This is a genomic window from Saccharopolyspora sp. 6M, from assembly GCF_020176775.1.
Classification (GTDB): domain Bacteria; phylum Actinomycetota; class Actinomycetes; order Mycobacteriales; family Pseudonocardiaceae; genus Saccharopolyspora_C; species Saccharopolyspora_C gregorii.
Genome location: NZ_JAIUJZ010000131.1, coordinates 23780 through 34696, shown reverse-complemented (window position 1 = coordinate 34696; position 10917 = coordinate 23780). Strand labels below are relative to the sequence as shown.

The following is a 10917-nucleotide window of genomic DNA, read 5'->3' as shown; positions in this document are numbered from 1 at the left end:
CCCCCGCCCCGCGCGGTGCCCGAGGAACCGACGGTCCGGGTCGCGGCCCCTCCCGGGCCGCCGTCCCGCCGGAAGTGGTGGTGGCCCGCGATCGCGGCCGCCGCGGTGGTCGTCGTCGGTCTCGTCGCCGTCCTCGCCGTCGCCACCCGATCCACCGCTCCCGGCGGACCGCTGCCGCTGTACCAGGGCGACGCCGTCGCCGAGTCCTTCGCCGGGTACCTCGGGTCCGACAGCAACTGGAGCGGCACCGCCATCCCGCCGGAGGGTGCCTCTCACCCCGGCGAGATCGCGGCCACCCCCGACGGGGACGGGATGCGGGTGGTGTGGAACGGGGATTCCACCGCGCAGGTCTACCTGCAGACCACGAACCCGGAGGGCTCGCTGGACCTGCGGCCCTACGTCGACGGCGGTGGCGCGCTGGTCTTCGAAGCGCGGCTCAACGCGGAACCGGGCGAGGGCGCCGCGGAGATCGCCGAGCACTGCCACTACCCGTGCGCCGGCGCGCTGCCCGCCGCGAAGCTGTTCGGGGAGCTGCCGGTGGGGCGGACGACGACGGTGAAGATCCCGCTGACCTGCTTCACCGCGGCGGGCCTGGATCCGGAGCGGGTGAACACGCCGTTCCTGGTCTCCGCGCAGCGGCGCCTGGACGTCACCTTCTCCGACGTGCGCCTGGAACCCGACACGGCGGAGGACCCGGACACCAGACCCTGCACGACCATCCGCTGACCCAGGTGAGTGGCCCACCGGCCGACCACGCCAGGCCGGCGGACCGCTCACCCCGGCAGAACCGGCAGATGAGTGGCCCGTTCGACCGACCACCCCGGGCGGGTGGGCCGCTCACCTCGACGGAACCGGGGATGGGCGGGTCGTTCGGCCGCCGTCCTCAGGCCGGTGAGGGTTCGGGTTCAGGAGGCGGCACGGAGGCCCGCGATGAGGACGTCGACGAGGCGGCGCGCGTCGTAGCGCGGGTCGTCTTCCGCGCCGATGCAGAGGTTCCCGACTCCGCGCATCAGCTCGATGGCCTCCAGGTCGGCGCGGATCTCCCCCGAGCGCGCGGCGGCGGCGAGCAGTTCCGCGCACACCGGCAGCAGCCGGTCCAGGAAGTAGGCGTGCAGCGCCTCGAACCCGTCCTCGTCGGAGCGCAGCACCTTCGCCAGCCCGTGCTTGGTGACCAGGAAGTCGACGAACAGGTTGATCCACCGCCGCAGCGCGGCGTACGGGGTCGCGCAGCTCTCCAGCAGCACCGGTCCGGCTTCGGCGCAGGCTTCGATCTGGTGCCGGTAGACGGCGATGATGAGGTCGGACCGCGTCGGGAAGTGCCGGTAGATCGTGCCGGTTCCGACCCCGGCCTGCGCGGCGATGTCGCGCACCGGGGCTTCCACGCCGGAGCGGACGAACACCGCGGCGGCGGCGTCCAGCAGCGTCCTCTCGTTGCGCTGGGCGTCCGCCCGCTTGGGCCGCGCCGCGCCGTCGTCTGCGCCCACCGTGCTCCCCTCCCGATGCGGACTTGCCATGCGGAACACTGTTCCGTATAGTTTCCGGAGTGCGGTTCCGGTTGTTCCATGATGCCAGAGCGGGACGGCCACCGGAACGCCTCGCCCGACCGCGGCGCCGGCGCGAGCGGGAGCGCTCCACCGGCGCGGCTCCCCGCCCCGAGCGGACCCGGTGCGATCGAGCGACCACCGTGCGACGAACCTGAGGAGAACGGCACTTCCGCGACTCCTCGCCGGGGAAGCCGCGGCACGGCGACCGCGGATGCCACCACCGCCGGCCGGCCGACCCGTGCCGCGCCCGTCCCGCCCACCACGACCCCACATCTGCACCCATTAAACGGAACTTTGTTCCGATTAAACTCGAGGACACCGGAGGATCCCCCGTGACGCATTCCACCCGCACCAGCTTCGGGATCATGACCGCCCCGCAGAACCTGCACCACCGCGACCTCCTGGAGGTCTGGCGCGAGGCCGACGCGATCCCCGAGATCGAGCACGCCTGGCTGTTCGACCACCTGATGCCCATCGGCGGTGACCTGGACGGCCCCGTCTACGAGGGCTGGACGATGCTCGCCGCCCTCGCCGCCGCCACCCGCCGGTTGCGCGTCGGCGTGCTGGTGACCAGCAACCGGTTCCGGCCGCCTGCGGTGCTGGCGAAGATCGCCACCACGGTGGACGTCATCTCGGACGGACGGCTCGACTTCGGCATCGGCGTCGGCTCCCGGCCGGACCACCCGCTGGCCCGCCGCGAGTACGCCGCGCACGGGATGCCGTTCCACGACACCGCCCGCGCGGTCGGCGCGCTCGACGAGGCCTGCACGGTGATCCGACGGCTGTGGACCGAGGACGAGCCGTTCGACTTCGACGGCGAGCACGTGCGGCTGACCGGCGCGTTCGGCAACCCGAAGCCGGTGCAGCGCCCGCACCCGCCGATCCTCATCGGCGGGCGCGCCGCGGCGACGCTGCGGATCGTCGCCGCGCACGCGGACGTGTGGAACATCCCCGGCGGCGACATCGAGGACGCGAAGTCCCGCAGCGCCATGCTGGACCGCCGCTGCGCCGAGATCGGCCGCGACCCGGCGGAGATCACCCGCTCGATCCACCTGGCGGTGGACTACGAGCGGCCCGCCGAGACCCGTGAAGCGATCGGCGCGGCGGTCGAGGCCGGGTTCACCCACGTGGTGCTGGGCCTGCCCGCGCCGTTCCCGCCCGGGGTCGCCCGCTGGGTCGCCGACGAGCTCATCCGCTGACCGGCAGCTCCGGCAGGAACCGGACGTGCGGATGGCCGTCCACTTCGGACACCTCGCAGCGGACGCCGTAGACCTCGGCGATGGTCCGCTCGGTCAGCACCTCCCGCGGGGTGCCCGCCGCCACCACCCGGCCGCCGGAGAGCACCGCCAGCTCGTCGCAGAACATCCCCGCCAGGTTCAGGTCGTGCAGCGCGATCACGCTGGTCACCGGTAGCCGCCGCACCAGCGCCAGCAGGTCCAGCTGGTGGGCGATGTCCAGGTGGTTCGTCGGCTCGTCCAGCACCAGCTCCACCGGTTCCTGCGCCAGCGCCCGCGCGATCTGGGCGCGCTGGCGCTCCCCGCCGGAGAGCCCGTGCCAGCGCCGGTGCGCCAGCCCGTCCAGGCCGGTCTGCGCCAGGGCGCGGCGGATGATCTCCTCGTCCGCCGCGCTCCGCCCGCCCCAGCCGCTGCGGTGCGGGGTGCGGCCGAGGGCGACGACCTCGGCGACGGTGAGGTCCACGTCCGTGCCGACCTGCTGCTCGACCACCGCCACCCGCCGGGCCAGCTCGCGGCGCGGCCAGCGGTCGGTGGTCCGGTCACCGACCGCCACCGTCCCGCTCGCCGGTCGGCGCAGGCCCGCGAGCAGCCGCAGCAGCGAGGACTTCCCGGATCCGTTCGGCCCGAGCAGGCCCACGGTCCGCCCGGGTTCCACGCGCAGCCGCACCCCGTCGAGGATCAGCGCTCCCCCGGCCGACCAGGACACGTCGTTCGCGGTCAGGCTCACGAGACCCTCCCCCGCTTGGCCAGCAGCACGGCGAACGCGGGCACCCCGACGAGCGCGGTGACCACGCCGACCGGCACCTCCTGCGGCGCGGCGATCGTGGTGGCCAGCACGTCCACCCACACCAGCAGCACCGCGCCCAGCACCGCCGTCACCGGCAGCAGCGCGCGGTGCCGCGGTCCGACCAGCAGCCGCGCCGCCTGCGGCAGCACCAGGCCGACGAACCCGATCGCGCCCGCGGCGGCCACCAGCGTCGCCGCCAGCAGCGCCGTCGCCACCAGCAGCACGATCCGCAACCGCTGCACGTGCACCCCGAGGGAGGCCGCCGCGTCCTGGCCGAACGCGAACGCGTCCAGCGCCCCAGCCCGGGCCAGGCACAGCACCAGGCACGCCACGCACACGATCCCGGCCAGCACCACGTCGTTCCACCGCGCCCCCGACAGCGAACCCAGCAGCCAGAACAGCACCCCGCGGGTCTGCTCCGCGTCCGCCGACGTGATCACGATGTAGGAGGTCAGCGCGGAGAACAGCTGGGTGCCCGCGACCCCGGCCAGCACGGTGTGCCCGGCGGCGCCACCCGCGACCGACGCCAGCAGCAGCGCCAGCGCGAACACCACCAGCGCTCCCGCGAACGCCCCCGCGGTCAACCCGATCGCCCCGGCCCCGAGCCCCAGCACCACCAGCGACACCGCGCCCGTGGAGGCCCCGGCCGACACCCCGAGCAGGTACGGGTCGGCGAGCGGGTTGCGCACCAGCGACTGCAATACCGCCCCGCACACCCCCAGCCCGGCACCGCAGATCGAGGCCAGCAGCGCCCGCGGCAACCGCAGCTGCAGCACGATGCCCTGCCCGATGCGGGACACCTCGGTGTCCACCAGCCCGAGCCGGTGCCCCACCACGCTGCCCACGTCGGCGACCGACAGGTCCGCGGGCCCGAGGGTGACCGCGGCGGCGATCGACAGCAGCAGCGCCGGGATCCCGGCCAGCACGATGGCGGAGGCGGGCAGCCGCCCCGCCGTCACCGCTGCCGGTCCAGCTCGACGAGCCGGTCCGCGAGCCGCTCGATGCCCTGCACGGTGCGGAGGCTGATGTTCAGCTCGGTGCCGGTCATGCTCAGCAGGTGGTCGTCGCGGACCGCGGCGAGCCGGGACACCGCCGGGTCCTCGTGCAGGAACCGCTCCTTCGCCGCGAGCCCGTCGCCTTCGCCGTCGCGGGTGAGATCGCCGAGCACCAGCAGGTCCGGGTCGCGGGCCAGCACGTCCTCCCAGGACACCTGCGGCCACATCGAGGTGACGTCGTCGTAGGCGTTGCGCACGCCCAGCTCCCTGGCCATGATCGCCGGAGACCCGGTGGAGCCCGCCACGTACGGGGATTCGGTGCGGGCGAACCAGAACAGCACCGAGATGTCGCCGCGCGAGTCCAGCCCGGCGACCTTCTGCCGCGCCGCCTCCACCCGGCCGCGCAGCTGCTCGTTGAGCGCCCGGCCCCGCTCGGGGACGCCGAACAGGTCGGCGATGTCCTGCACCTCCTGGTGGATGTCGGCCAGCTGCACCGGTTCCGGCAGCGGCGCCTCCTCCGGCAGGCAGTTGCTCGGCGACAGGTAGGTGGGCACGCCGAGCTCGGTGAACCGCTCGCGGTCGGCGACGCGCTCGTCGGTGAACATGGCCTGGTAGGCGCCGAGCACGATGTCCGGTTCGGTGTCCAGCACGGACTCGAACGACGGGGTGTTCTCGGCGAGCTTCGGCACCCGCGCGTTCGCCGCGGCCAGCGGCGGGTCGACCGGCTCCGTCCAGGTCGCGGTGCCCACCATCCGGTCGGCCAGTCCCAGCGAGAGCATGATCTCGGTGGTCGACTGGTTCAGCGACACCGCCCGCCGCGGCGGTTCCGCGACGGTGACCTCGGTGCCGCAGTTGTGCAGCGTCGTCGCCCCGGCGGCGGGTGCGGTGTCGTCGGCGGGGGCGGCGCAGGAGGCCAGCACGGTCGCGGTCAACGCCACCAGTCCGGCCCGGAACGCGCGGGGGCGCGAGAACGGCATGTCACGTGGTTCCTCACCCCGGACCCATGCGCGGGGCCCGGCAGGCTGCGACCCGGCACCGAGTGCGGTCCGGGGAGCCAGCCAGGTCTTCGGGCTCGGGTTCGCCGGGCGAGGTCCCTTCCCGGACCCGGTGGTCCAGTGGTCGCGGCCGTGCGGCCGTTCCTCGCCCATCGCCCCTACCGCTGCGCGTCAGCTCCGGATTCCGACCGGATTCCCTGCCCTCGCGGGCGCGACTGGCTCCCGAGCACCCTAACCGGACATACCACTACCCCATCAAGGTGATGTTCCTCGCTGCGGGCACCGCCACTCGTTCTGCTTTCGGGGATGGGTGGCGGACTCAGCGCTTTCCTCGCTGCGGGATCGTTTTCACAGGTGGCTCCGCCACATGCGAAAACGCTGTTCTCGCGAGGAAAGCGCTGAGAACCCGCGGGTGGTCGACCTGCGCGCGTGGTCGCTGCTCAGCGGCTTCCCCGCTGACAGGGAACGACCCCCGAGCAACGGACGAACAGACATCAGTCCGGTTGCAACATCGTGCGGATGTTCTCCACCGGCGGGGTTCGCTCCTCGAAGAGGCATTGCATCTGGTAGCCGTCGGCGGTCGCGGCGAGCCGGTCCGCCGCCGGAGCGGGCAGCACTTCGGCCAGCTTCTCCCGCAGGTGGACCAGCGAAGCACGGCTCACCGCGCGGAATTCCGGGTCGCGCATGCCGAGGACGTACAGCTCGTAGGTGACGACGCTGGTGCCGCGCTCCGCGGTGAGGTGGTGGTGGACCAGCTCGGCGAGCCGGGCGACGACGGTGTCCGCGGTGACCCCGCGCAGCCACTCGTCGAGGGACTCGGCGCGGGAACGCAGCACCCGCCTGCTCGCCTCGATCAGCAGCGCGCGCACCGATTCGAAGTGGTAGGCGACGGAACCGACGGGCACCCCGGCCTGCTGCGCGGCGGCGCGCGCGGTGACGCGGGAGGTGCCGCCGTCGCGGATCAGCTGGATCGCGGCGTCCACGATCCGCTCCCGCCGTTCGGGATCATTCGGGGTGTTCTTCGGCCGCACCGCGTTCCTCCCGCGAATCCCGCCTCGCCAGGTTGATCATCGCGACGCCGCCGATCACGCACGCGACGCCGAGCCATGCCACCGGGGGCAGGTGGTCGGCGAACAGCACCGATCCCAGCAGCGCGACCCCGGCCGTCCCCGCGCCGGTCCAGATCACGTAGGCCACGCCCAGCGGGATCACCCGCAGCGCCCGCGACAGCAGCACGACCGTCGCACCGTAGCCGACCACCGCGACCGCCGACGGCACCGGCGCGGTGAAACCGGCGGAGGCCCGCAGCGCCAGGGTGGCGACGATCTCCAGCACGATGGTGCCCGCGAGGTGCGCCCACGCCCGGCGCGCCGCGCTCATCCGCCCGTCCCGGTGCCGAGCAGCACGATGCCGAGCAGCGTCACCGCCATGCCGCCGAGCTGCACCCGGCTGGTGCGCACCGCGAAGAAGACCCGGTCCACGGCCACCAGCACCACCGCCGCGGCGCCCGTCCACACCGCGTACACGAGTCCGACCGGCAGCCGCTGCACCAGCCAGGACAGCAGCACGGTCGCGATCGCGTACCCGGCGATCGCCGCGATCCCCCAGCCCCAGCGGGTGAATCCGCGCGAGGCCCGGGTGCACAGCGAACCGCACAGCCCCGCGGCGATGGCCAGGCACAGCATCCCGAACGTCATGCCGACAAGAGTATGTACAGCTGTTCATAAATGGCAAGCGGCCGTCCCGGCGGACCCTGCGGCACCGGCGTCCGGTGATCCGGCAGGCTTGTCGGGGTGCCGCGGTCGCGGACCACCCGCTCGGTGGCTGCCCGCACGCTCGGACGGTGCGGTACTGACGAGCACGGGATTCCTGGGGAGGAAGCATGCAGCTCGACGACGAGCCAGGCGAGGTGAAGGCGGGTCGCGCGGCGCGCGCCGCGCTGGCCGGGGCGCGGTCGTTTCGCGCGGCCGCGCACGGGCTGCTCGCCGAACCGGACCGGCTGCGCGCGCTGGCGCGGCGGCGGTACGACGCGTTCCGGCAGCGGGAGGCGTGGGAGCGGTTGCGCGCGATGCCGGTCGGCAGGCTCCGCGAAGCCGCGCAGGGCAGGCTGCGGCTCGGCGAGCTGGAACGCGCCGGCTTCCGCACCGTCGCCGACGTGGCCGCCGCGACCCCGGAGCGGTTGCAGACCGTGCCCGGCGTCGGCCCGGCCATCGCGCGACAGGCCGCGGACGCCGCCGGGCGCCTCGCGCAGGCCGGCGCGCAGGACGTCGTGGTGCGCCTCGACCCGGACCGGCGCGATCCGGAGCACGCCGCGCTGCTGGCGGCGGTGCGCGCCTGGGAACTCGCCGGAGAGCGGATCTCCGCGCTGCAGGAGGAGATCCGGCGCGGGCTCGGCACCCTCGACGAGCTGGAACCGCCTGCGCAGCGGACCCGCAGCAGGCTGCGGATGTGGTTCACCGGGGCCGGTCGCGGGGCCGCCGCGCTCGACGCGCGGGCGCGGCTGGACGGGCTGCTCGCCGAACCCGGCATCCGGCAGGTTCGCGCCACCGCGGCGGACGCCGTCGGCGCGGAGGAGCGGCTGGCGCCCGCGGCGCTGTGGCAGGACTACGAACGCCGCGCCGCCACCTACAACACGCTGCTCGCCGAGCTCACCGGCCACGCCGGGACCGCCGCCGGAGCCGCCACCGGGCAGCTGCCGCCGGAGCAGGAGCGGCAGGTCACCGCGACCGGGCTCGACACCGGGCTGATGCGGGTCGCGCTGCGCGGCTACCAGGCGTTCGGCGCGAAGTTCGCCCTGGCGCGGCGGAAGTCGATCCTCGGCGACGAGATGGGCCTGGGCAAGACGGTGGAGGCGCTGGCCGCGATGGCGCACCTCACCGCGCGCGGCGGCACCCACTTCCTGGTGGTGTGCCCGGCCGGAGTGCTGATCAACTGGGTGCACGAGACGTCCCGGCGCAGCGCGCTCGTGCCGCACCCGCTGCACGGCCCGGACCGGGACGCAGCCACCCGCGAGTGGCTGCGCGACGGCGGGGTCGCCGTCACCTCGTTCGACACCCTGCAACGGCTGCGCGGGGTGGCGGACGCGCCGCTGTCGATGGTCGTGGTGGACGAGGCGCACTACGTGAAGAACCCGCAGGCGCAGCGCTCCCGGGCGGTGGTGTCCCTGGTGGGCCGGGCGGACCGCGCGCTGCTGCTCACCGGCACCCCGATGGAGAACCGCGTCGACGAGTTCCGCACCCTCGTCGGCTACCTGCAACCGGAGGTGGCCGCCCGGCTCGACGCGCGGGACGCGCTGGCGCCGGGCCGGTTCCGGCGGGCGGTGGCACCGGTGTACCTGCGGCGCAACCAGGAGGACGTGCTCACCGAACTGCCCGAGCTCATCGAGCTGGAGGACTGGGTCGAGCTCACCGGCTCCGACGACACCGCCTACCGGAACGCGGTGGCGTCGGGGAACCTGATGGCCATGCGGCGCACCGCCTACGAGCAGGCCGGTTCGGCGAAGCTGGCGCGGCTGCGGGAGATCGTCGAGGAAGCCGCGCAGCAGCGGTGGAAGGTCGTCGTGTTCACCTTCTTCCGGCCGGTGCTCGCCGCCGTCCGCGAGGCCGTCGGGCCCGCCGCGATGCCGAAGGACCTGGACGGCCACCTCACCGACAAGCAAGGACTCGTCGACGAGTTCTCCGAGCGGGACGGGCACGCCGTGCTGCTCGCCCAGATCGACGCGGGCGGCACCGGGCTCAACATCCAGGCCGCGAACGTGGTGGTGCTCGCCGAACCGCAGCTGAAACCCAGCGCGGAGGAGCAGGCCATCGCCCGCTGCCACCGGATGGGCCAGACCCGCAAGGTCCACGTGCACCGCATCCTCGCCAAGGACACCGTGGACCAGCGGCTCCGCGAACTCCTCGAGGGGAAATCGCGCCTGTTCGACGCCTACGCCCGGGAGAGCGCCGCGAAGCTCACCGACCCCGAGGCGCTCAACACCCGTCCCCTGGACGAACGCCGCCTGCACGACGCCACCGTCCCCGTCGAACGCCGCATCGTCGAGGTGGAACGCGACCGCCTCGGCCTCGGCTGATCCTCACCAGGTGACGGGGAGGGCGTGCAGGCCGAAGATGGCCGCGTCGTTCTTGAGCGGGATCTCGTCGAGCGCGGCCGTCGGGCGCAGGCCGGGGATCTTGCGGAACAGGGTGTTGTAGACGATCTCCAGTTCCATCCGGGCCAGGTTCTGGCCGAGGCACTGGTGCGGGCCATAGCCGAACGCGACGTGCTGGCGGGCGCCGCGCTCCACGTCGATCTCCTCGGGGCGCTCGAACGCGGCCGGGTCGCGGTTGGCGGAGCCGCCGAGCGCGAACACGCCCTCCCCCGCCTTGATGGGCTGGCCGCCGATCTCCAGGTCGTCCTTGGCGATCCGCACCGTGATCAGGTCGGTGATGCTGAAGTAGCGCAGCAGCTCGTCCACGACTTCGAGGGTGCGTCCCGGTTCGGCGATGACCCGGTCCCGCAGCCGCGGGTTCTGCATCAGCGCCAGCGAGCCCAGCGAGATCATGTTGCCGGTGGTGTCGTGCCCCGCGGTCAGCAGCAGGAACGCGAGGTCGACGAGCTCGGCGTGGTCGTAGGAGCGCTCCTCGGCCGGTTTCGCGGCCTGTCGGCTGAGCAGGTCGTCGCCGGGCTCCGCCTCCTTCGCCGTCACCAGTTCGTCCAAGTAGGACTGGAGGTCGAAGAAGGCGCGCTGCCGGGCCAGCGGCGGCTCGGTGGTGTTGAGCATCGTCGAGGTGCGGTCCTCGAAGAACTCGTGGTCGGCGTAGGACACGCCGAGCAGTTCGCAGATCACCAGCGACGGCACCGGGAACGACAGCGCCCGCACCAGGTCGGCCGGCTGCGGCCCGGCCAGCATCGCGTCCACCGCCTCGTCGACGATCTGCTGGACGCGGGGTCGCAGCGCCTCGGTCTTGCGCACGGTGAACTCGCCGACGACGGCCCGGCGGGCGCGGGTGTGCACCGGCGGGTCCATCCCGGCCAGCGACAGGGTGGAGTCGTTGTCGCTCTTGGCGAGCTCCACCATGTGCGGGAAGTTCGGGTCACCGCGGTCGGAGCTCAGCCGCGGGTCGATGAGCGCCTTGCGCACGTCCTCGTAGCGGGTGACGATCCACGCGTGCCTGCCGGTGGGCAGCAGCACGCGCTGCACCGGCGAGTTCTCCCGCAGTTCCGGGTATTCGTCCGGTAGCCGGTACGGGCACCTCCGCGGCGGCGGGAACGCCAAGGCGGTGTCGTCGTGTTCGACCATCTCGGTCACAGCAGACCATCCCTCATCAACGATCGGCGGGGAGGTGAACGGCCCACCGGCCCGCGTTCCCGGGACGGATG

Annotated in this window: 11 protein-coding genes and 1 riboswitch; of the genes, 3 read left to right on the top strand and 8 right to left on the bottom strand. The window is 73.5% G+C overall.

What is annotated here, in order from left to right:
- A partial coding sequence (locus LCD31_RS17920) for a putative glycoside hydrolase (protein WP_255623287.1) occupies positions 1 to 726 on the top strand: 726 nt, incomplete at its 5' end.
- A gap of 179 nt (positions 727 to 905) precedes the next feature.
- Here LCD31_RS17920 and LCD31_RS17915 read toward each other — a convergent pair.
- Positions 906 to 1484 (bottom strand): TetR/AcrR family transcriptional regulator, encoded by a 579-nt coding sequence (locus LCD31_RS17915; RefSeq protein ID WP_374201667.1) that lies wholly within the window; start codon positions 1482 to 1484, stop codon positions 906 to 908.
- 425 nt (positions 1485 to 1909) lie between these two features.
- Between LCD31_RS17915 and LCD31_RS17910 the strand changes: the two genes are divergently transcribed.
- Entirely contained in the window at positions 1910 to 2743 is an 834-nt protein-coding gene (locus LCD31_RS17910; protein WP_224959620.1) for an LLM class flavin-dependent oxidoreductase, read from the top strand.
- Here the strand turns inward: LCD31_RS17910 and LCD31_RS17905 are convergent.
- The 6 genes from LCD31_RS17905 to LCD31_RS17880 form a co-directional block, all read right to left on the bottom strand.
- The gene (locus LCD31_RS17905; RefSeq protein ID WP_224959612.1) at positions 2733 to 3506 is read right to left on the bottom strand and encodes an ABC transporter ATP-binding protein; all 774 of its coding nucleotides are present in this window, start codon (positions 3504 to 3506) and stop codon (positions 2733 to 2735) included. The two genes, LCD31_RS17910 and LCD31_RS17905, sit on opposite strands and share 11 nt — an antisense overlap.
- Positions 3503 to 4525: an iron ABC transporter permease gene (locus LCD31_RS17900; protein ID WP_224959610.1), complete on the bottom strand. Its 1023-nt coding sequence runs from the start codon at positions 4523 to 4525 to the stop codon at positions 3503 to 3505. The genes LCD31_RS17905 and LCD31_RS17900 overlap by 4 nt, the downstream gene beginning before the upstream one ends.
- Complete coding sequence (locus LCD31_RS17895; protein WP_224959608.1) at positions 4522 to 5538, bottom strand: ABC transporter substrate-binding protein; 1017 nt, start codon at positions 5536 to 5538, stop codon at positions 4522 to 4524. Before LCD31_RS17895 ends, LCD31_RS17900 begins: the two co-directional genes overlap by 4 nt.
- Before the next feature lie 83 nt (positions 5539 to 5621).
- Positions 5622 to 5755, bottom strand: a riboswitch (cobalamin riboswitch).
- Positions 5756 to 6050: 295 nt separating this feature from the next.
- Entirely contained in the window at positions 6051 to 6587 is a 537-nt protein-coding gene (locus tag LCD31_RS17890) for a TetR/AcrR family transcriptional regulator (RefSeq protein WP_224959607.1), read from the bottom strand.
- Positions 6562 to 6936 carry a multidrug efflux SMR transporter gene (locus LCD31_RS17885; protein WP_224959606.1) on the bottom strand — a complete coding sequence of 125 codons (375 nt, stop codon included), beginning with the start codon at positions 6934 to 6936 and terminating at the stop codon, positions 6562 to 6564. Before LCD31_RS17885 ends, LCD31_RS17890 begins: the two co-directional genes overlap by 26 nt.
- A complete protein-coding gene (locus tag LCD31_RS17880) occupies positions 6933 to 7253 on the bottom strand; it encodes a multidrug efflux SMR transporter (protein WP_224959605.1) in 321 nt (106 codons plus the stop codon). Before LCD31_RS17880 ends, LCD31_RS17885 begins: the two co-directional genes overlap by 4 nt.
- Before the next feature lie 185 nt (positions 7254 to 7438).
- Between LCD31_RS17880 and LCD31_RS17875 the strand changes: the two genes are divergently transcribed.
- A complete protein-coding gene (locus tag LCD31_RS17875) occupies positions 7439 to 9628 on the top strand; it encodes a DEAD/DEAH box helicase (protein WP_224959604.1) in 2190 nt (729 codons plus the stop codon).
- 3 nt (positions 9629 to 9631) lie between these two features.
- On the opposite strand, the gene LCD31_RS17870 is transcribed toward LCD31_RS17875, so the two are convergent.
- The gene (locus LCD31_RS17870; protein WP_224959618.1) at positions 9632 to 10837 is read right to left on the bottom strand and encodes a cytochrome P450; all 1206 of its coding nucleotides are present in this window, start codon (positions 10835 to 10837) and stop codon (positions 9632 to 9634) included.
- Positions 10838 to 10917: the final 80 nt, after the last annotated feature.